At 75.1% G+C, this 20,719-nt stretch carries 16 protein-coding genes; 7 read left to right on the forward strand and 9 right to left on the reverse strand.

Going from position 1 to position 20,719, the window contains the following annotated elements; translation table 11 throughout:
• Nucleotides 1–86: 86 nt before the first annotated feature.
• Nucleotides 87–257, forward strand: coding sequence for a DUF3117 domain-containing protein (locus tag BRM1_RS00960; RefSeq protein WP_160954196.1), 171 nt, complete (start codon nucleotides 87–89; stop codon nucleotides 255–257).
• A 97-nt stretch (nucleotides 258–354) separates the two neighbouring features.
• Here the strand turns inward: BRM1_RS00960 and BRM1_RS00965 are convergent, their stop codons facing one another.
• Nucleotides 355–990: an O-methyltransferase gene (locus BRM1_RS00965; RefSeq protein WP_160954197.1), complete on the reverse strand. Its 636-nt coding sequence runs from the start codon at nucleotides 988–990 to the stop codon at nucleotides 355–357.
• Between the two features lie 47 nt (nucleotides 991–1,037).
• Entirely contained in the window at nucleotides 1,038–1,433 is a 396-nt protein-coding gene (locus BRM1_RS00970) for an MGMT family protein (RefSeq protein WP_268527246.1), read from the reverse strand.
• A 120-nt stretch (nucleotides 1,434–1,553) separates the two neighbouring features.
• Between BRM1_RS00970 and BRM1_RS00975 the strand changes: the two genes are divergently transcribed.
• The gene (locus tag BRM1_RS00975) at nucleotides 1,554–1,985 is read left to right on the forward strand and encodes a twin-arginine translocase TatA/TatE family subunit (protein WP_235936543.1); all 432 of its coding nucleotides are present in this window, start codon (nucleotides 1,554–1,556) and stop codon (nucleotides 1,983–1,985) included.
• A gap of 28 nt (nucleotides 1,986–2,013) precedes the next feature.
• On the opposite strand, the gene BRM1_RS00980 is transcribed toward BRM1_RS00975, so the two are convergent.
• From BRM1_RS00980 to BRM1_RS00990, 3 genes are read right to left on the reverse strand one after another with little or no spacing between them, the layout of a single operon-like run.
• Nucleotides 2,014–3,141 carry an Mrp/NBP35 family ATP-binding protein gene (locus BRM1_RS00980; RefSeq protein WP_268527251.1) on the reverse strand — a complete coding sequence of 376 codons (1,128 nt, stop codon included), beginning with the start codon at nucleotides 3,139–3,141 and terminating at the stop codon, nucleotides 2,014–2,016.
• Nucleotides 3,142–3,148: 7 nt separating this feature from the next.
• Nucleotides 3,149–3,859 carry a DUF1003 domain-containing protein gene (locus tag BRM1_RS00985; RefSeq protein WP_268527253.1) on the reverse strand — a complete coding sequence of 237 codons (711 nt, stop codon included), beginning with the start codon at nucleotides 3,857–3,859 and terminating at the stop codon, nucleotides 3,149–3,151.
• A complete protein-coding gene (locus tag BRM1_RS00990) occupies nucleotides 3,852–5,129 on the reverse strand; it encodes a magnesium transporter MgtE N-terminal domain-containing protein (RefSeq protein WP_268527256.1) in 1,278 nt (425 codons plus the stop codon). The genes BRM1_RS00985 and BRM1_RS00990 overlap by 8 nt, the downstream gene beginning before the upstream one ends.
• A 216-nt stretch (nucleotides 5,130–5,345) precedes the next feature.
• Here BRM1_RS00990 and BRM1_RS00995 point away from each other — a divergent pair, with 216 nt between their 5' ends.
• Entirely contained in the window at nucleotides 5,346–5,810 is a 465-nt protein-coding gene (locus BRM1_RS00995; RefSeq protein ID WP_160954202.1) for a general stress protein, read from the forward strand.
• A 214-nt stretch (nucleotides 5,811–6,024) separates the two neighbouring features.
• Here BRM1_RS00995 and BRM1_RS01000 read toward each other — a convergent pair whose 3' ends face one another.
• Nucleotides 6,025–7,242, reverse strand: a complete 1,218-nt coding sequence (locus tag BRM1_RS01000; RefSeq protein ID WP_268527261.1) for a P1 family peptidase — start codon at nucleotides 7,240–7,242, stop codon at nucleotides 6,025–6,027.
• Complete coding sequence (locus BRM1_RS01005; RefSeq protein ID WP_268527266.1) at nucleotides 7,242–8,840, reverse strand: aminopeptidase P family protein; 1,599 nt, start codon at nucleotides 8,838–8,840, stop codon at nucleotides 7,242–7,244. The genes BRM1_RS01000 and BRM1_RS01005 overlap by 1 nt, the downstream gene beginning before the upstream one ends.
• A gap of 103 nt (nucleotides 8,841–8,943) precedes the next feature.
• Between BRM1_RS01005 and BRM1_RS01010 the strand changes: the two genes are divergently transcribed.
• On the forward strand, nucleotides 8,944–9,789 hold the full coding sequence (locus BRM1_RS01010; protein WP_268527268.1) for a PHP domain-containing protein: 846 nt from the start codon (nucleotides 8,944–8,946) through the stop codon (nucleotides 9,787–9,789).
• Nucleotides 9,790–10,110: 321 nt separating this feature from the next.
• Here the strand turns inward: BRM1_RS01010 and BRM1_RS01015 are convergent, their stop codons facing one another.
• Nucleotides 10,111–11,856 (reverse strand): DEAD/DEAH box helicase, encoded by a 1,746-nt coding sequence (locus tag BRM1_RS01015; protein WP_268527270.1) that lies wholly within the window; start codon nucleotides 11,854–11,856, stop codon nucleotides 10,111–10,113.
• 69 nt (nucleotides 11,857–11,925) lie between these two features.
• Here BRM1_RS01015 and BRM1_RS01020 point away from each other — a divergent pair, with 69 nt between their 5' ends.
• Nucleotides 11,926–12,549 carry a ferritin-like fold-containing protein gene (locus BRM1_RS01020; RefSeq protein ID WP_268527273.1) on the forward strand — a complete coding sequence of 208 codons (624 nt, stop codon included), beginning with the start codon at nucleotides 11,926–11,928 and terminating at the stop codon, nucleotides 12,547–12,549.
• Between the two features lie 196 nt (nucleotides 12,550–12,745).
• Here the strand turns inward: BRM1_RS01020 and BRM1_RS01025 are convergent, their stop codons facing one another.
• A complete protein-coding gene (locus BRM1_RS01025; RefSeq protein WP_160952879.1) occupies nucleotides 12,746–12,976 on the reverse strand; it encodes a DUF3107 domain-containing protein in 231 nt (76 codons plus the stop codon).
• Between the two features lie 836 nt (nucleotides 12,977–13,812).
• On the opposite strand from BRM1_RS01025, the gene BRM1_RS01030 reads away from it, so the two are divergent.
• Together BRM1_RS01030 and BRM1_RS01035 are read left to right on the forward strand one after the other, a co-directional pair.
• Nucleotides 13,813–17,313 carry a UrvD/REP family ATP-dependent DNA helicase gene (locus tag BRM1_RS01030; protein WP_268527277.1) on the forward strand — a complete coding sequence of 1,167 codons (3,501 nt, stop codon included), beginning with the start codon at nucleotides 13,813–13,815 and terminating at the stop codon, nucleotides 17,311–17,313.
• On the forward strand, nucleotides 17,310–20,690 hold the full coding sequence (locus tag BRM1_RS01035) for an ATP-dependent helicase (protein ID WP_268527280.1): 3,381 nt from the start codon (nucleotides 17,310–17,312) through the stop codon (nucleotides 20,688–20,690). The genes BRM1_RS01030 and BRM1_RS01035 overlap by 4 nt, the downstream gene beginning before the upstream one ends.
• The last annotated feature ends 29 nt before the right edge of the window (nucleotides 20,691–20,719 follow it).

The raw sequence follows: 20,719 nt of genomic DNA on the forward strand, positions 1-20,719 counted from the left end.
CCCTCGGGCGGGCCGAAGTGTGATCGGGGCCGCGATGGTGGATAATTGAGCGGTACACATCGGCACACCGGAAGGAACGACGTTTCATGGCAGCTCAGAAACCGCGCACCGGCGACGGGCCCCTCGAGGTGACCAAGGAAGGTCGCGGACTGGTCCTCCGGCTCCCCGTCGAGGGCGGCGGGCGCCTCGTCATCGAGATCAGCCCGGACGAAGCCGGCGACCTGTACGACACGCTGGGCGCCGCGATCGGCAAGTGATGCCCCGCCGCGCGCGCAGCGCGCGGCCCGAGCCCGGTTCCCGCTGCGCGGGGGCCGGGCTCGGCGCCGTTGTGGGCCCCTGCCGCGGCGCTGGCCGCTACGGGCGGATGAGCGCGAGCAGCCCGGCATCGACGGGCGTGAGGACGCGCAGGCCGGCGGGGGCCGCGGTCTCGAGCTCGCGCAGCACCCCGCGCAGGGTGCGGGCGCGGGGGCTGCGATCGGCGGGGTTCGGGACCGCCCCGGCGGCGAGCACGTCGTTGACGACGAGCAGCCCTCCCGGGCTGAGCCGCTCGAGGGCGAGGGGGACGAGGCGGTCATAGCCTGCGGGCTCGGAGTCGAGGAAGACGCACTCGTAGGCGCGCGGGGCGAGCCGGGAGATCACCTGCTCGCCGCGCCCCGTGATCATCCGCACCCGGTGGGGCCGGTGGCCGGCGACCTGCGCAAGCTCGCGGGCGGCCGCCTGCCGATCGGGGTCGATGTCGATGCTCGTGAGGATCCCCGACGGCGGCATCGCGTCGAGCAGGGCCAGGGTCGACACCCCCGTGCCGGTGCCCACCTCGATCGCCGCGGTGGGCTTGGCCAGCGCCACGAGCATCCGCAGCAGGGCCGTCGACGTGGGAGGCAGCGGCGCGATCTGATAGTCTGCGGCGAGCGAACGGGCGGCATCCTCGACGGCCTCGGAGGCGTTGAAGCGGTCCGCGTACTGCGCGGCGGCGGCAAGGTCGCGGGCCAAGGAGCCTCCTTCGCACGGGGTCGGCGGGGCGGGGGTGCCCAGCCGGATCAGTCTACCGGCACCCCGGAGGTCCCCGCGGCGGCGCCGGGGGCACTGTCGCCCGCGCACTCACCCTCGGCCAGGCCGCGCACGCGCGCGGCCCAGCGCGCGCGCAGCTCGTCCTCGTCGGCCAGGCAGCGTGCCAGGTCGGCGCCCGCGGCCGTGTGGGGCAGCGCCTCGGCGTCCCAGTGGGCGCCCGCGCGGGCCAGCAGCTGCGCAGGCAGGGCGCCGGCGACGTTCGTCACGCGCCACCACGCCACGTTCGAGCCGTAGAGCGACATGACGCGGCCCACCGCCCGAGCGGACTCGCCGGTGATGCGCCCGATCATCGAGTACGGCGCCGCCCGCCCGGGCGGGACGCATTCGACGCAGCGCAGCACGCGCTCGACGCGCAGATCATCCACGGCGGGTGCCCGCCGGGGCGGCCCAGCGGCCGGCTGTCGGGGGAGTGGTCATGGCCGCGATTGTGGCACACCCGCAGGCGCCGGCACCGCGGAGCCGGGCACGGGCCTAGAATGGAATCCATGTTCCTCAACATCAACGGCACCGAGTTCCTCATACTCGTCGTCGTTGCGCTCGTGGTCATCGGCCCCAAGCGGATGCCCGAGTACGCGCAGAAGCTGCGCGACCTCGTCAAGATGCTGCGCGGCAAGGCCGAGGAGGCCAAGCGCAGCGTGCAGGAGGACTTCGGCGACGACTTCAAGGACGTCGACTGGCGCAAGCTCGACCCGCGCCAGTACGATCCCCGCCGGATCGTGCGCGAGGCCCTCGCCGAGGACGACGGCGCGCCCACCGCCTCGGGCTCGCACGCCTCCGGTGCGGGCTCCGCGGACGCGGGCTCGCCGAGCGCCGGAGCGCAGCGGGAGGAGCCCATCACCCCGGTCCAGCGCCACGCCCGGCAGGCGAAGCTGCGCGAGGCCGACCGCCCCGCCCCCTTCGATCCCGAGGCGACGTAGGCGCGCACGCCCACCGCCCATCGGCCGCCTACTCGGGGCGCAGGCCCAGGCGCATACCGGCCAGGCCCCGCCCGCGGGAGGCGAGCCGGCCGGCGATCGCGTCGAGCGCCCGCGCGGCCGGCGCCTCGGGGCTCGCGAGCACGGCGGGCACGCCGGCGTCGGAGCCCTCCCGCACGGGCGGGTCTAGCGGGATCCGGCCGAGCACGTCGATCGGCGCCTCGAGGATCTCGCTGAGGTTCGCCGCGACCCGGTCACCGCCGCCGGAGCCGAACACGTCCATCGTCGTGCCGTCCGGCAGCTCGAGCCACGACATGTTCTCGATGACCCCGGCGACCCTCTGCTCCGTCTGCTTGGAGATGGCCCCCGCGCGCTCGGCGACGGCGGCCGCGGCCTGCTGCGGGGTCGTGACGATGAGGAGCTCGGAGCCGGGCAGCAGCTGCGAGACGCTGATCGCGATGTCGCCGGTGCCCGGGGGCAGGTCGAGCAGGAGGATGTCGAGATCGCCCCAGAAGACGTCCGTGAGGAACTGCTGGAGGGCCCGGTGGAGCATCGGCCCGCGCCACACGATGGCCTGGCCCGGTTCGACGAACATGCCGATGCTCATGACCTTCACCCCGTGGCCCACCTGGGGCAGGATCATCTCGTCGACCTTCGTGGGCTGTCCCGCCAGGCCCATCATGCCCGGGATCGAGAAGCCGTAGATGTCCGCGTCGACGACGCCCACGCGCAGCCCGCGGCGGGCGAAGGCCGCCGCGAGGTTCGCGGTCACCGTCGACTTGCCCACCCCGCCCTTGCCCGAGGCCACCGCGTAGACGCGCGTGAGCGAGTCCTTGCGGGCGAACGGGATCTCGCGCGCCCGGCCCGGCCCCTGGAGCCTCTCGCGCATCTGAGCGCGCTGCTCCGGCGTCATCGCGCCCAGGGACACCGAGACCCCGGTGACCCCGGGCACGCGGGTCACCGCGGCCTCGGTGTCGCGGGTGATCGTGTCCTTGAGCGGGCAGCCGGCCACCGTGAGCAGCACGGTGACGCTCACGTGGCCGTCGGCGGCGATGTCGATGGACTCGACCATGTCGAGCTCGACGATGCTGCGGCGGATCTCCGGGTCGATGACGCCCGCGAGAGCCTCGCGGACGGCGTCCTCGGTGGGGTGGGGCATGGGCCTCTCAGTGCTCCGGGGCGGGGCGAGCGGGGGCGCCGGCGGCTCCGGGCCGGCCGGACTGGGACCGGTCGCCCTGCGGCTGGTCGCCCGTGGACCCGCCGCCCTTGGCTTGGCCGGCCTGGGCCTGTGGGGTCTTGGCCTGGCCGGTCTTGAACTGTGCGGCCTTGGGCTGTGCGGCCTTGGGGCCGTCCCCGGACGCGGGTGCGGCCTCCGGGTCCCGGGCGCGCGCCTCCTCCATCTCCTCGAGGAGGTCCTTGAGCTCCGAGCGGATGAAGTCGCGGGTGGCCATGTCGCGCATCGCGATGCGCAGGCTCGAGACCTCGCGCATGAGGTACTCGGTGTCGGCCAGGTGGCGCTCATCGCGGTGGCGGTCGTTCTCGAACTCCACCCGGTCGCGGTCGGCGGCGCGGTTGTCCGCCAGCAGCAGCAGGGGCGCCGCGTAGGAGGCCTGCAGCGACAGGATGAGCGTGAGCAGCGTGAAGTTGAGCGCGCGGGGGTCGAACTGCATGCTCTCCGGGGCCAGCGTGTTCCAGCCCAGCCACAGCGCGCAGATCACCGTCATCCAGGCGAGGAAGACGGGGGTGCCCATGAACCGGGCGATGGCCTCGGCGGCCGTGCCGAAGAAGTCGTTGGGCATGCCCATGACGGGCAGCCGCCGCTTGGACACGCGCGGGGTGTCCAGCGGCCCGGCGGCCTTCCTGTCCTTCTCAGCCATGGCGCACCTCCTCGGCCTCATCGGAGCGGTTCGAGCGCCAGTCCTCGGGCAGGAGCTCGTCGAGCACGTCGTCGACCGTGACGACGCCCACGAGGTGGTCGTTGTCGTCGACCACGGGCACCGAGACGAGGTTGTAGGCGGCCAGCGTCTTCGAGACCTCGGCGATCGTGGCGTCCGAGCCCAGCGGCTCGAATTCGTCGTCGATGATACTCCCGACCGCCTCCGTGGGCGGCACGCGCAGCAGGGCCTGGATGTGCACGACGCCCAGGTACTTCCCGGTGGGCGGCTCGAGGGGCTGGCGGCACACGAACACCGCCGCAGCCAGTGCGGTGGGCAGGTCCTCGCGCCGGACGTGGGCGAGCGCCTCGGCGACCGTCGTTTCCGGGGAGAGGATGACGGGCTCGGTGGTCATGAGGCCACCGGCGGTGTCCTCGTCGTAGGCGAGCAGCGTGCGGACATCCTTCGCCTCGTCCGCGTCCATCGCCTGGAGCAGCTCCTCGGCGCGCTCGTCGTCGAGCTCGCCCAGGAGGTCCGCCGCGTCATCGGGCTGCATCTCCTCGAGCACCTCGGCCGCGCGGTCCATCTCCAGGCCGGAGACGATCTCGATGCTCGTCTCCTCCGGCAGCTCCTCGAGCACGTCGGCCAGCCGCTCGGTGTTGAGCTCGCGGGCCACCTCGAGGCGGCGCTTGGGGCTCATCTCGCGCAGCACATCGGCGAGGTCGGCGGGCTTCGTGTCCTGGTAGGCGGCGATGAGCTGCGAGGCGTCCTGGTCGACGGTCGAGTCGACGGGGTGGTCGACATCCACCCAGTCCACCTGGGTGGACTCGCCGCGCTTGCGGAAGCCGAACGCCGTCTTGCCCGTGACGCGGCGCACGAAGAGGCGGCCCACCTCCCACTCGCGGTTGGGCTGCTGCTCGATCGCGACGTCCTCGATCGTGACCTCCGCACCGGAGTCGCGCAGCACCACCTTGCGGCCCAGCAGGTCATTCATCACGAGGGTCTCCGAGGAGCGCTGCTCGAACCGGCGCATGTTCACCAGGCCCGTGGTGATGACGGCGCCCGCATCGATGCTGGTCACACGGCCCATGGGGACGAAGACGCGGCGGCGGCCGGGGACCTCGACGACGAGGCCGATCGCCTTGGGGGGCAACCGCATCGTGGCGCGGTAGACGATGACGACATCGCGCACGCGCCCCACCTGGTCGCCCAGCGGGTCGAAGACCGCTGTGGAGGCCAGGCGTGCGACGAAGACTCGGTCTGCAGTGCTCACCCGGACAGCCTACGCCAGCGCGGGGTGCGCCCGGCAGCGGTGTCCACGCCGCGACGGGCGCCTCACCGGGGCCCCATGGAGCGGACTTCTGCGGCCGAATTCTGCGGCCCTGACGTGGAGGTTTGCGACCGGGACCCGGGCGCCCGCCGCACCGCCGCGGTGGGCGCGGGCGCCCGCTGGGCGGGCCGTGCCGTGCCCGGCGGCTAGGCTGGGCCCATGCCCAAGCAGCCCATCACGGAAGTCCCCCGCGGGGAGACGATCGCCTCGTACTCGAAGCACGAGGAAGCGCGCGCCGCCGTCGCGCGGCTGGCCGAGCGCGACTTCGACGTCAGCGCGCTTACGATCGTCGGCTCCGACGTCGCGATCGTCGAGTCGATGGAGGGCCTGCGCAGCTGGGCTGCGGCGGCCGGCTCCGGCGCGCTGTCCGGGGCGTGGCTGGGCCTGTTCCTGGGCCTCATCATGGCGCTGCTGGGCGGGGACCAGTCGCTCACCTCCGGCGGACTGCTGCCCGCCCTGCTCATCGGCGTGGGCATCGGCATCATCTGGGGCCTGCTCATGCGCTGGCAGGCGGGCCGCCGGGGCTCCGTGGCCGGCCGGCCGCAGGTGCTCGCCGGGCGCTACGACATCGTGTGCGCCCCCGCCCGGGCCGCCGAGGCGCGGCTGCTGCTCGGCACGCACTGAGCGCACGCGCACCGAGGGCGCGCAGCGCTGGGCGCGCGCACCGGTCACGCGCACTCTTCTGGGCCGGCATGAGTTCGAGCAGGGCAGAGCCCGCACGCGCCGCGCTCACCTGGCGCGCATCCGCCGATGGCGGGCATCCACTGGACGAGCACCGGCTGAGTGCGGGTCCGCGGCGCGTCCGCCGCGTGCCGGGTCGGTCATGCCCGGCCGGGGCTCAGTCGACGGCGCGCCAGGCCCGCGCGAGCTCCGGGAACACCGAGGCCAGCGCCGGCGGACGCGGCGCAGCGGGGGAGTCGGCCCCCTCCGCTTCCCGGCGCGCTCGGTCCTCCCGGTGCCCGGCGCCGGCCGAGCCGCCGGGCTCGGGCCCGTCGTCCGCGCAGAGCACCGCGTCGACGATCGCCGCGCTCAGGGCATCGGCGGCGGCGATGTTGAGCAGCGCCAGCGCCTCGCCCGCGGCCGGCCCGGCCGGCAGGGGCTGCGAGCCCAGCGCGAGGGCGAACACCGTGTCGCCGTCGAAGAGCGTGTGCGAGGGCCACACGGCCCGCGCGATGCCGGCGTGCGCGGAGGCGGCAAGGCGAGTGGCCTGGGCGTCGGTGAGAGCCGCGTCCGTGACGAGGCAGGCGATCGTGGTGTTGAGCGGTCCCGCGGTCGCTGGCGGCGCGCTCGACCGCCCAGCCCCGGGCGGTGCAGCCCCGCCCGCCGTGGCGGCAGGGGCCCCGGGTGCGGCGCCCGCGCCGGTGAGCAGCTCGCGCACCGCGCGGGGATCGACCCGCGGCAGCTCGACCCCGTAGCCGGCGAGCGCGGAGGCTGCGTGGAGCCCGCCATCGGCGCCGAGCACCGTGCCCATGGGATTGGCCACGACGAGGGCTGCGACCGTGTGGCCGGCCGGGGTCGTCACGGCCGCCTGGCCCAGGCCCCCGCGGCTGACCCCGCGCCCGGTCCAGGCGCCCAGGCCGGGGCCCGCACTGCCGCGCACCGGTTGGCGCCCGCCCGCGGGCTCGAGGGCGCCGTCAAGCGCCGCGCGGCCCTCGGCCTCACCGGGCGGATGGGGCGCGCCGTCGGCCCGGCCCAGGTCGAAGATCGCCGCGGCGGGCACGATCGGCACGCGCAGCCCGGCGCCGGCGGGGCAGCCGATGCCCTGCTCGGCCAGACCCGCCTGCACACCGCCGGCCGCGGCCAGTCCGAACGCAGAGCCTCCCGTGAGGACCACCGCGTCCGCCCCGTACTCGAGCGTGCCGGGGGCCAGGATCGCGGTCTCACGGCTGGCGGGCCCACCGCCGCGCACATCGACGCCGGCGGCGGTGCCCGGCGGGGGCAGGACGACGGCGACCCCGGTCAGCGCCTCGACACTGCCCCACAGGCCCAGCCGCACACCGGGGACGGCTCCCAGCCCGGCGCCCCGGGCCAGGCGGCCCTGCGGCGGCAGTGGCATCAGGCCCGCGCCGCAGCCGAGCCTGCGGCCGTGGAACCCGCGCGCCCGGCCCCGCGCACCCACGCCTCGACCTCGGCGCGGGTGCGCGGGAAGGCGGCGGAGAGGTTCTCCACCCCGTCGGGGGTGACGAGGACGTCGTCCTCGATGCGCACGCCGATCCCGCGGAACTCCGCCGGGATGAGGAGGTCCGCGGCCTTGAAGTACAGTCCGGGCTCGATCGTGAAGACCATGCCGGGCTCCAGGCGCGCGCCCAGGTACATGTCCGCGCGGGCCTGCGCGCAGTCGTGCACATCGAGGCCCAGGTGGTGGCTGGTGCCGTGGACCATCCAGCGCCGGTGCTGCTGGCCCTCGGGGCTCAGCGCCTGCTCTGCGGTGACCGGCAGCAGGCCGAACTCCTCGAGCCGGTGGGCGAGGACCTCCATCGCCGCATCGTGCACCTCGGCGAAGATCACCGGGCGCGTGGCGTGCTCGGCGGCGCGGGCGAACGCGGCATCGGCCGCCTCGAGCACGGCATCGTAGACCTTCGCCTGCACGGGCGTGAACGTGCCGTCGACCGGCAGGGTGCGGGTGACATCGGCCGTGTAGAGCGAGTCCGCCTCCGCGCCCGCGTCGACGAGGACGAGGTCGCCCGGGCTCACCCGCCCGGTGTTCTTGATCCAGTGCAGGGTGCACGCGTGGTCGCCGGCCGCGGCGATCGTGTCGTAGCCGACCCCGTTGCCCGCCGTGCGCGCGGCGGTCTCGAACGCCGTCTCGATGACCCGCTCGCCGCGCTCGTCCGCCAGCGCGGCCGGCAGCGCGGCCACGACGCGGTCGAAGCCCTCGCGGGTGATGGCCACGGCCTCGCGCAGCGCGTCGACCTCGTGGCTGTCCTTGATGAGGCGCAGCTCGGAGAGGAACTCCGCGAGCTCGTCATCGCCGGCCCGCGCGGTCTCGAGGTCGGCCTGGACCTGTGCGCGCGCCTCGTCGACCTGGGTCTGGACGGCCTCGTCGGCCGCGCGGACGAGGCGCACGGAGACCGAGCCGAGGTCCTTCGCGATGGCCTCGGGCGCCTCGGCGCTGTCGCGGCAGGCGATGCCGGTGCGCACGGACATCGTGCGCAGGTCATCGCGCGGGCCCACCCAGTACTCGCCGTAGCGCGAATCGGAGAAGAACTCCTCCGTGTCGAAGCCGGCGCGCGGGCGGAAGTAGAAGGTCGCCTCGTGGCCGTCGTCGGTGGGCTCCATGACGAGCACCGAGTCCGGCTCCGAGTCCGTCTCCAGGCCGGTGAGGTGGATGAACGCGGAGTGCGCGCGGAACCGGTAGTCCGTGTCGTTCGAGCGGACCTTGAGCGGGCCCGCGGGCACGACGATGCGCTCGCCGGGGAAGCGCGCGGACACGGCGGCGCGGCGGGCGGGCGTGAAGGCCGCCGCGGCCAGCGGCTCGGCCTCCTGTGCCGAGGTGTCCCAGCCCGCCGCCACGAAGTCGCGGAACGCGGCCGAGGCGGGCCGGCGGGAGCGGTTGTTCACGCGCTCATCCAGCTCGGGCTCGCCGGCGGCCGGGGGAGCGGCGGCACTGGGGTCGATGGGCTCGGGCGTCGCGGGGGTCTCTGGGTTGGACATGGTGTCAGTCTAGGACCCGGGAGTGACACGGGAGCGGGCCACGGGAGCGGGCCACGGCGCGGGGAGCGGCGCCGGCCGCGAGCCGCCTGGCTAGACTCGGCGCATGACGATCGATGCCCACACCCATTCGCGGCGCTCGGACGGCACGCAGGCGCCGGCGGAGCTGATCGCCGATGCGGCGGCCTCCGGGATCGCGGTGCTGGGGCTCACGGACCACGACACGGTCAGCGGCTGGGACGAGTCCGCCCGCGCGGCCCGCGAGCACGGCGTGGGGCTGCTGCGCGGCATGGAGGTCTCGTGCCACTGGGAAGGCATCAGCGTCCATCTCCTGTCCTACCTCCACGATCCGCGGGGGGCGGAGCTCACCGCGACGGCCGACGCCGCGCGCGAGGCCCGGCTGCGGCGCACCCGCACGATGGCCGAGCGGCTGGCCGAGGACTTCCCGATCACGTGGGAGGGCGTGCGCGCCCAGGCGGGCGACGGCGCGACGATCGGGCGCCCGCACCTGGCGGACGCGCTCGTGGCCGCCGGCGTCGTGCCCGACCGCTCGGCGGCGTTCGCGCAGATCCTCTCCGGCGCCTCGAAGTACTACGTCTCGCTGCCCACGATCTCCCCGGTCGACGCCATCCGCATGGTCCGCGAGGCGGGCGGCGTCTCCGTCTTCGCCCATCCCATGGCCGCCAGCCGCGGGCGCGTGGTGCCCCGGGAGGGCTTCGCGCAGATGATCGCAGCCGGACTCGACGGACTCGAGGTCGACCACCGGGACAACCCGCCCGAGGCGCGGGAACGGCTGCGCGCGATCGCAGCCGACAACGGGCTCCTCACCACGGGCTCGAGCGACTACCACGGGGCGGGCAAGCCCAACCGGCTGGGCGAGCACTCCACGGCGCCCGAGCAGCTCGCCGCGCTCGTCGAGCGGGCGTCGGGCAGCGACTTCCTGCCGGGCTGAGGCGCTGCCCTGGTGCCGGGCCGAGGCGCTGAGCTGGGGTCAGGCTGAGGGCTGCCCAACTGCGCCATGTCCCCACAAGACACGGGCCCCCGAAAGACACGCGCCCCCGAAAGACACGCGCCGCCAGGATGCAGGCCCCGCACAGCGCAGCCCACCTACGATGCACGGCCCTCCCACGACGCGGCTACCCCCCCATGGCACAGCCCTCCCATGAGCCGTTCACCGCCCATGGCACAGCCCGTCCATGACGCGGCCGGTTCACGACACAGGGGCGCGCACTCCGCTGAGTGCGCGCCCCTGGGTGCGTTCGGTGCCCCGGGCTCAGCCCTGGTCGGACCCGGCCTGGGCCGAGCCACCCTGCTCGCCGCCGCCCTGGCCGGCCCCGCGGCCGCGGCCGCCCCGGCGGCGGCGCCGGCGGCGCGGGGCATCCCCGGTCCCCGCCTCGGCTCCCGCGCCGTGCTGCGCGCCCGCGGGAGCGGCGGAGTCCTGGGCGCCCTGGGCGTTCTGCGCCCCCTGGGCATTCTCGGAGCCGGAGCGCGTGCGCCGACGCGAGCGCGAGCGGCCCTCGGAGCGCGACTCGCTGCGGCCGTTCGAGCGCGACTCGCCGCGCGAGCGCTCGGAGCGACGGGCGGGCGCATCGTCGCCGGGCCGGTCCTCGACGACCTCGCCGGCGGCCGGGCGGCGGCGCTTGAGCCGGCCCTTCGTGCCCTGCGGGATGCCCAGCTCCTCGTAGAAGTGCGGGGAGGTCGAGTAGGTCTCCGCCGGCTCGTCGAAGTCGAGGCCGAGCGCCCGGTTGATGAGCTTCCAGCGCGGGATGTCGTCCCAGTCCACGAGCGTGACGGCGATGCCCGAGTGGCCGGCGCGGCCCGTCCGGCCGATCCGGTGGATGTAGGTCTTCTCGTCGTCCGGGCACTGGTAGTTCACGACGTGGGTGACATCGTCGATGTCGATGCCGCGGGCCGCCACGTCGGTGGCCACGAGCACATCGGACTTGCCCTCGCGGAAGGCCTTGAGGGCCTTCTCGCGCATGCCCTGGTTGAGGTCGCCGTGCAGCGGGCGCGCATCGAAGCCGCGGTCGGCGAGCTCCTCGGCGAGCTTGTCCGCCGTGCGCTTGGTGCGGGCGAAGATGATCGTGCGCCCGCGGCCCTCGGCCTGGAGCAGGCGCGCGACCATCTCCGCCTTGTCCATCGAGTGGGCCCGGTAGACGTGCTGGACGGTGTTGCGCGCCGTCTGCGAGTCGTCGCCCACCTCCTGCGAGCGGATGTGGGTGGGCCGGCTCATGTAGCGGCGGGCCATGGAGATGACCGCACCCGGCATCGTCGCAGAGAACAGCATCGTCTGCCGGCTGGCGGGCAGCGCGGCGATGATGCGCTCGACATCGGGCAGGAAGCCCAGGTCGAGCATCTCGTCTGCCTCGTCGAGGACGACGGTGCGCACGCGGTCCAGGCGCAGCACGCGGCGGCCGTAGAGGTCGAGCAGGCGGCCCGGGGTGCCGACGACCACGTCGACGCCGTCCTTGAGGGCCTTGATCTGCGGATCGAAGTCCTTGCCGCCGTAGATCGTCACGATCGACAGGCTGCGCTTCGTCGAGGCGGTGCGCAGGTCCTCGGCGACCTGGTTGGCGAGCTCGCGGGTGGGCGCGACGACGAGCGCCTGAGGGGCGCGCCCCTCGGCGGGCTCGGCGCCGTCTTCGTCGGGGGCGACGCAGCGCTGGAGCAGTGGGATGCCGAAGCCCAGGGTCTTGCCGGTGCCGGTCTTGGCCTGGCCGATGATGTCCGCACCGGTCAGCGCCACCGGGAGGGTGAGCGCCTGGATGGGGAACGGGTGGACGATGCCGTCCTCGGCCAGCGCCTCGACGATGGGCTCGGCGACGCCGAAGTCGGCGAACGTCTGCTCGGTGGGCTCCGAGCCGGGGCGGGCGGCGACGAGGTCGGCCTCGCCGAGCTCCGCCTCGGCGGCGGGCGCGGTCTCGCCTGCGGGCGCGGCATCGGCCACGAGCACGGCGGGCGGGGCGGACTGCTCGTCGGCCGGCTGCGCGGCGGTCGCCGCGTTGGGATCTGCTGACATGTTTCTTCACTCCTCACGGTGCTCCCGCGGGAGCACGCTGTCATCTCGCCGGCGGGATAGGGTGGGGCCATGCCCACGCCCGATTCCTCCGACGCTTCGGTGACGACGCTTGCGATCCTGTCGTTGAGCGAGCTCTCCGCGTTCCACCGGATGGCCACGGATGCGCAGTACGCGCCCACCGTGCGCGATTCGATCGACCTGTCCCGGATCGCCGGGCGGTCGCTGGCGCACTTCGAGGCGCTCACGGACCGCATCGAGGATCTCGGTGGAGACCTGCCCCGCCTCCTGGCGGAGGCCGAGCCGTCGTTCACGGCGTTTCGCGAGCGGACGAAGCCCAAGGACTGGTACGAGAGCCTCATGAAGGGCTACGTCTACGACGGGATCATGAAGGACTTCAGCCGAGCGGCCCTGGGCGAGCTCGATGAGGCGAGCCACGAGGTCGCCGTCACCGCCTTGAATGATACACGGCAGGCCGATTACCTCCGCGAGCGCCTGGCCGCCGCCGTGGCCGGCGATCCGGTGCTGGCCTCGCGCCTGGCCCTGTGGGGCCGCAAGCTCGTGGCGGAGACGCTCCACCGGGTCCGCGAGCTCACCGAGCAGTTCCCGCGCGCGAGCGTCGATTCCGCGGAGCTCACGCAGCACGCGCTGTCCGAGCACTCGCGGCGGATGTCCGCCCTCGGCCTCGTCGCCTGAGCGCCGCCCGGCGCTCGGCCCTGCCGGCCGGCTGCGTGCTCAGCCCCGTTGGTAGGTCGGCCCCGTGCACGGCTGACCGGGCGGGAGCGGGCGCTGGGTTTGCCTGGCCGCAGCAGCACCGCAGCCGAGGCGCCCTCGCGTGGGCGCCTCGGCTGCGGTGCGCACGGGCTCGGCGGGCCCGGTGGGGGTGGCTCGCTCAGGCGATGCCGAAGCCCACGCGGGCCTGGTGCTCCGCGCCGGTCTCGACGTAGGCGAGCTGCTCGGCGGGGATGAGCACGCGGCGGCCCTTGGTCTTCGCGTCCTCGAGGGAGAGCACGCCCTCGGCCGCGAGGGCGGCGGACACGCGCTCGGCGAGCTCATCGGCGCTCAGGTCGCTTTCGACGACGACCTCGCGGTTGGACTGGCGGATGCCGATCTTGATCTCCATGCTGTTCTCCTCTTCTGCAGGTGGTGCGGGGCGGCGGGGCCGAATGCTGCCCGGGCCCGAGGCGCGGGCCGGGTGAGCACCGCGCGGCCCAGGTGAGCACCGCGGATCCGGCGCGGTGGCCGCGGCGAGTCCGCGCCGCGCCGCCGACGACCCCACTGTACGGCCGCCAGCGCTGCTCCCCGCCGGGTTTCGTCCACAGCGCAACACCGGGCGCGGCAGCGCAATTCCGGGAGCGCAGCGCAGCGGCGGGAGTAGGCCGCAACGCCGGGAGCACGGCGCAGTGCCGGGAGTAGAGCGGGACGCCGGGAGCACAGCGCAGTGCCGACAGCACAGTGCAGTGCCGGGAGCGCAGCACAGTGTCGGCAGCGGCAGGGCGAGCAGCGGTGGCGGCAGCGGGAGTGCGAGCGCCGGCAGCGCGAACACCGGGCACAGCGCAGCGCCGGAAGCACAGCGCAGCACCGGAAGCACAGCGCAGCGCAGCGCCGGGAACCTGACGACAGCAGTGCAGCACCGGGGCAGCGCAGCGCTGCCGGGCAACAGTGCCCGGCACCGGGACCGCTGGGCGCCCTGCCGGGACAGCGGTGCGCGCAGCCCGCGTCTTCCCGTGCCCCCTGCCTTGGACTTTTCCCGAGCCCGTGCCGGATACGCGGTGCCCGTGGCGCCTCCCGCCGACGCTGCCCGTTCTCACCCCGGCCCCGCACCGCCCGGGCCAGTGGGGTCCGCTGGGGGCGTCGGCCGTGCCGGATGGAGGGACGCACGGGTAGATATCACGGGTAGATATGGGGCCGCGCGGCCCGGCGCGGCGCCGTGTCCGTGGTGCGTGGTGGAATGGGCCCATGAGCACAGCAGAGCCCACCCCGCAGCCGCAGCCCGCGGCCGGCGGTGCACGCGAGGCGGCGGGGGAGTCCGCGAGCGGCACCGGCACCGGCGCCGGGCTCTCGGCGAGCCTCGAGGCAGTGCAGGCGGAGCTGGTGGAGGCGCTTGCGGCAGCGCAGGTCGTCCCGGTGGTGGGCGGGGCCGGCACGGGCAAGACCGCCCTGCTGCGCCGGCTGCACGCGGCGCTGGGCGCCCGCGGCGTGCGCCCCGAGGAGATCGCGGTGCTCACCCCCAGCCGCGAGGGAGCCGATGCGCTGCGCGACGAACTGGGCGCGGGTGCCGCCGGGCTCCGGCAGGGCCCCCCGGCGCGCAGCGTGCACTCGTTCGCGTTCGGGCTGGTCTCCGCGCACGCCCAGACCGCGTTCGGATCGCCCGTGTCGTTCGTCTCCGGCGCCGATCAGGACGCGCTGCTGGCCGAGCTGCTCGCCGGCTACGACGCCGGGCGGCAGGCCCCGCCCACGTGGACCGCGCGCATGTCCCCGGAGCTGCGAGCGACCGCGGGCTTCCGCGACCACCTGCGCGAGGCCCTCAACGAGGTCATGGGCCGCGACTGGGCCCAGAGCGAGATCGCCGCGGCCGCCCAGCGGTTCGGGCGCGGCGAGTGGCTCGTCGTCGCCCAGGTGCTGCAGGACTACGCGGACCTCCTCGCGGTGCCGAACTTCGGCGGCGTCGACACCGCGGCCGTGTTCGTCGAGGCGGCGGCCGCGATCGCCGGCGAGGTGGCCGCCGGCACCGCCGCCGGGCAGCCGTGGAGCTTCTCCTCCGAGCCGGCGCCCCGCTACCTGCTCCTGGACGCGGCGCAGGACGTCCCCGACGCGGCGGTTCCCATGCTCGCCCGGCTGCGGGAACTGGGCACGCGCATCGTCGTCTTCGCCTCGCCGGACACGGCGAGCCAATCGTTCCGCGGGGCGCGCGGCGCCGTGCTGCGCTGGGCGCTCGAGGCGGGCGGCGGGCGGGGCCCGCTCGTGCTGCGCGAGCCCGCCCGCGGACGTGGGGAGATCCTGCGCTGCTATCGGGAGCTCGCTCGTACGGTCTCCGCCGCGCTGGCGCTGCGCCACGTCCCGGCCACCGCGGCCGAGGATCCCGCAGGGCCCTCCACCGTGCGCCTGCGCACCTTCGAGGGCGCTGCCGCGCAGACGCGGTCGCTGGCCGCACTGCTGCGCGGCTGGCACCACGACGAGGGCGTGCCGTGGGCCGACTGCGCGCTGCTCACGCGCACGGCGGGAACCGCCGCGGCGCTGGCCCAGCAGCTCGAATACCTCGGCATCCCCGTCGCCCACACCCAGTTGCCGTTCGGTGTGGACCGTGCCACCGCACCGCTGCTGCGCGCGCTCACCCTCGACCCGGGCGACCGCGCGGGGCTGGGGGCGCTGGCCCGCGAGCTGCTCACCGGGCCGTACGTGGGGCTGGACGCCATCGCCCTGCGCGGCCTCGAGCGCGAACTCGCCGGCGACCTCGGGCCCGCCGAGGGCGCCGGCCCCCCAGACCGTGCCGCGGACCTGGGGGAGACGCACGGCGACCCGGCGGAGCATCCCAGCACCCCGAGGGAGGAAACTGAGGCACCGGGGGATGGAATGGAAGCCCCGGCGGCGGAACCCGGCGCCGCTGACGCGCCCGGCGCCGCCGACGCGCCCGGCGGACGCGACGGCTTCATCGACCGCGCGCTGCGGGAGCTGCCGAGTGATCGGCTGCCGGGCCCGCTGCGCACCGTGCACCGCATCCTCGACGCCGCGGTGGAGTCCGCCGCACTCGATCCGCACACCGCGCTGTGGCGGCTGTGGACCGCGGCGGGCGTCGCCGAGGACTGGCGCCGGCGGGCCCTCGCCAGCCCTACCAGCCCCCACAACGACCGCCTCGATGCCGTCGTGCGCCTCATGGCCCTCGCGGAAAAGCTCGCCGAGCGCGGCAACCTCGACGCCGCCGGTTTCGCCGAGCTCGTGGCCGATCAGCACTTCGCGCAGGACTCGCTCGCGCAGGGCGCCGACGGCGACATCGTCACCGTGGCCCCGCCCGCTGCGGTGGCGCACACGCAGTTCGAGCGCGTGTGCATCGTCGACCTCGAAGAGGGGACGTGGCCCAACCCGCGGGTCCGCGGCACCGTGTTCGACCTCGCGGGCCTCGCGAGCGCCATGGAGGGCACGCCCCCGCCCGGTCTCGACCCCGCCGAATACCGCCGGCGCCAGCGGGCCACGGTGGACGAGGAGGGGCGCCTCCTGCTGTGCGGCATCGGGCGGGCGCGCACCGAACTCGTGCTCGCCAGCATCGACGACGGCGAGCAGACCCCCGGCGTGTTCTTCCGCCTGTGCGAGGAGCTCTTCGGCCCCGCCGAGCACCGCGGGGCTCCCGGGGGCGCGGCCGGGGCGCCCGGTGCACCGGGCAACACGGGTGAAGATGACCTTCCCCTCAGCCTGCGCGGCGTGGCCGCCCACGCCCGCCGCCGGCTGCGCGAGGAGCACGCCCGCACCGCCGATGCGCAGGCCGGTGCCGCGGTCGGTGCGGACCCCGCCGGACAGGACTGGGCGCTGCTGCTGCGCGCCCTCGAGGCCGCCGGGGTCCCCGAAGCCCGCCCGGCCACGTGGCTGAACTGGCAGCGCATCAGCTCCACGGACCCCGTGCTCGGCGAGCACGACACCGTGCCGATCTCGCCCTCGCGCGTCGAGTCGTTCGCCGAGTGCCGGCTGCGTTGGTTCCTCACCGACAGCGGCGGGCAGGCGGGCCAAACCGCCGCGCAGTCCCTCGGCACGCTCATCCACGCGCTTGCCGAGCACCATCCGCACGGGGGCCTGAACGCCATGCGCCGCGAGTTCGAGGAGGCCTTCGCGCAGCTGCCCTACGCCTCTGCGTGGCAGCGCGAGGCCGATCGCGAGGCGGGCCTGGGGATGGTGACGAACCTCAACGACTTCCTCGTCTCCCGGCGCGGTGAGGGCTACGAGCTCCTCGGGGTCGAGGAGGAGGTCCTCGCCGCCACGGACGACCCGGAGCGCGCGGGCCCCTGGCGCATCCGCGGGCGGATCGACCGCCTCGAGCGCGATGCGCAGGGTCGGCTCCACGTCGTAGATTTCAAGACGGCCAAGGTCCCGGCAACCCAGGCGCAGATGGCCGAGCACGCGCAGCTCGGCACCTACCAGGCGGCGCTCGAAACTCCGGGTGCCACCCTCACCGGGGCCGATGGCAGCCGAAGCGCCGAGCAGCTCGGCGGCACGGCGGCGGGCGGTGCCGAGCTCGTCTACCCGCGCAAGGCGCACAAGAGCGGCGCCTCAGCGCCGAACCGGCGGATCCAGCCGCCCCTGGCCGAGGCGGACGATCCCGGCTGGGCGCTGCGGCTCATCGAGCGCACCGCGGAGGGCATGCGAAGCGCGGTGTTCCCTGCCACCCCCTCGACCACGGTCTGCCGCACCTGCCCCGTGCGCAGCTCCTGCCCCGCCATGGTCCCCGGTGCCGGAGAAGAGGAGGCGCCGTGAGCGCTGCGACTGCGGGAGTGGCCCCGGTCGCGCGGCTGAGCGCGCGAGAGGTCGCCCAGATCATGGGCTCACCGCCGCCCACCGCAGAACAGGAGGCGGTCATCGAGGCGGGACTCGGCCCCACCGTCGTCATCGCGGGCGCCGGGTCGGGCAAGACGACGGTGCTCGCCCAGCGCATCGTCTACCTCGTCGCCAATGGGCTCATCGAGCCGAGCGCCATCCTGGGCCTCACATTCACCCGCAAGGCGGTGGGGGAGCTCGGCCACCGCATCCGGCGCGGCCTCGCGGCGCTGCGCCACTGGCAGCGCCAGAGCGGCACGGCCGGCGCGCCGGGCCGCGCCCCTGCGCCGCCGCGCCCGCTCGACGGCCTCGACGTGCCCAGCGTTCAGACGTACAACGCCTACGCCGCCGGGCTCGTGCGCGACTACGGCATGGCCATCGGCGTCGAACCGGACACGGTCCTGCTCGACGACGCCTCCGCCACCCTGCTCGCCGGCCGCATCGTCGACGCGGCGGGACCAGCCGAGGTGCCCGCGGGCAGGGCCCGCAGCACGATCGTCACCGCCGTGCTCGAACTCGCAGGGCAGATCGACGAGCACCTGAGCACCCCCGCCCGAGTCGTCGAGCACATCGACGCAAGCCTCGCCGCGCTGCTCAATCCGGACTACCTCGCGGCCCTCGACGCGACGATCGGCAGGAAGAAGATGCCGACCGAGGACAAGGCCGAGCTGCGCGCGCGGCTCGCGGGCATCATCGGCGCGACGGGCGGGGCGCCGCCGAAGCTGTGGTCGGCGGCGACCCGCGCCGAGCTCGTGGACTTCATCTGCGCAAACGACCTGTCGAGCGACGTCGCCGCCCTCGAGGCCAAGCGCCGCCTCGCGGGCCTCGTCGAGCGCTTCCGCAGCCTCAAGCGCGCCCGCCACGCCATGCAGTTCTCCGACCAGGTTGCGTTCGCCCACCGCATCATGGCCGAGGACGCCCAGGCGCTCGAGATCGAGCGCTCGCGCTGGCAGCTCATCCTCCTCGACGAATACCAGGACACCTCGGACAGCCAGGCGAAGCTCCTGCAGCTCATGTTCGCGGGCCTGCCGGTCATGGCGGTGGGCGATCCGCGGCAGTCGATCTACGCCTGGCGCGGAGCCAGCGCCGGCAACATCGGGCAGTTCCCGCTCGACTTCCCCGGCCCGGACGGCGGGCCCGGGCGCACGCTGGGCCTGACGACGAGCTGGCGCAACAGCCGGCGGGTGCTAGCGGTGGCCAACCGCATCGCCGCGCAGCTGCCGGACATCGACCCCGCCGCCCAGCTGACCGCCGCGCCCACGGCACAGGCCGGCGATGTGGCCCTCGCCGTGACGGTGGGCCACGCCGACGCCGACTACGGCACCGATCAGCTCGCCTCCCTCGCCACCTGGATGGCCGGCACCCACGGCACCCGCGCGGTCCTGTGCCGCAAGCGGGCGGACTTCGCCTCCGTCGCCGCGGCGCTCGAGCAGGCGGGCCTCGAAGTCATCATGGCCGGGAGCGCCGGAGGCCTCGACGATCCCTACGTGGCCGACGTCTTCGCCGCGCTCAACGTCGTCGTCGACCCGGGAGCCGGCGAGCACCTCATGCGCCTGCTCACCGGTGCCTCGTGCGCACTCGGTGCGGCCGACGTCGCGGCGCTGGGCCGCCTGCGCCGGCTGCGCCAGCGGCGCCTCGAGGTCGCCCTCGGCGCGAGCGCGGACGATGTCGAGCCGATCGGGCTGGCCGAGTGCCTCGATGACCTGGCCGCGCAGCAGCCGGGCCCGCAGCTGAGCGACGACATCGCCGCGGCTGGCCTGAGCGGGGACGCCCGCGAGCGCGCCGGCCGGCTGGCCCGCAGCCTGCGCCGGCTGCGCGCGGCCCAGACCACGGTGACGGGGCTTGTGCGCGAGGCCGTGCGCGAGCTGCGCATCGACGCGGAGATCGAGGCGCTGGCGCCGGCGCGGGCGGCCGAGCACCGGGCCGCGATCGACGCCCTGCTGTCGACGGTGGCGGGCTACGTGGCCACCGACCCCGCGGTGCGGGCCGAAGACCTGCTCGCGTGGCTCGCCCTGGCCGAGGAGTCCGCGGCGCTCGCCGTGGCCGAGGCAGCCCTGCCCGACGGGTCCGATCCCGCCGACCGCAGCGTCGTCGTCATGACCGTCCACGCCTCGAAGGGCCTCGAGTTCGACGCGGTGGCGATTCCCAACCTCGTCGTGGGGGATCTGCCCAGCACACCCCGCGATGGGCGCGGCTGGCTCTCGCTGGGCCGGCTGCCCTACCCGCTGCGCGGCGACCGGGACAAGCTGCCCCGCTTCGACCTCACGGCGACCTCGTTCGCCTCGCAGAAGGAGCTCGCCGACTGGCTGAAGGGCACCCTCGGCCCCGCGCTCAGCGAGCAGAGCCTCGCGGAGGAGCGCCGCCTGGCCTACGTCGCGATCACCCGGGCCCGCACCAAGCTGTGGCTCGGCGCCGCGGCCCACTCGCCCCGGCGCACCAGGCGCAGCGAGTTCTCCCCGTTCCTCCTCGAGGCGATCGAGGCCCTCGGCGCCGAGGTGGAGCTGCCCGCCGAGGACGCGGAGGTGGAGGCCGGGGATGCCCCGCCGGTGCCCTGGCCCGTCGAGCCGCCGGCGGCGGAGCTCGCGCTGCGCACCGCGGTCCTGCGGCAGCTGGCCGCGACCCCCGCCGTCGCGCTCGACGCACTCGCGGACGGGCCCGCAGCCCCCTACGCCCGCCGCGCGCTCGACCTCCTGGCCGACCGGGCGCCCCGCGAGTTCCGCGGTGCGCTGCCCGAACGGCTCTCGACCACGAGCATCGTGGCGCTGCGCGCCGACCGCAGCGCGTTCCTCACCGACCTCGCCCGGCCCATGCCGCAGGGCCCGGCCCCGGCCGCCGCGCTCGGCACCGCGTTCCATGCCTGGGTCGAGCAGCGCTACGGGCAGGCCGCCCTCGAGGGCCTGGCCGACGAGGCGGAGCGGCGCCGGCTGCCGGCCGAGCTCGAGGACCGATTCGACCGCCTGTGCCGGACATTCGAGGCCTCCGAGTTCGCCCAGCGCGAGCCGCTGGCGATCGAGCTGCCCTTCGAGCTCGATCTGGGCGGGGTCCACATCCCCGGCAAGATCGATGCCGTCTTCGACCGCGGCGAGGGCATCGAGGTCATCGACTGGAAGACCGGCGGCGTGCCCGACGACGAGCGGCTGGCCGCCATGACCGTCCAGCTGTCCGTCTATGCGCTGGCGGTGGAGAAGATGGACCGGTTCTCCGGCCGCGAGGTGGGAGGCGCGTTCTACTTCGTCGCCGACGACCGGCTCGTGCGCCCCGAGCGGCTCCTCGGCCCCACCGAGCTCGCCGAGCTGCTGCGCGGCAGCGGCCCCTGACGGGTCAGCGGCGGGCGAAGGCGGAGAGG

The organism is Brevibacterium sp. BRM-1, assembly GCF_026802075.1.
GTDB classification, from domain to species: Bacteria; Actinomycetota; Actinomycetes; order Actinomycetales; family Brevibacteriaceae; genus Brevibacterium; species Brevibacterium rongguiense.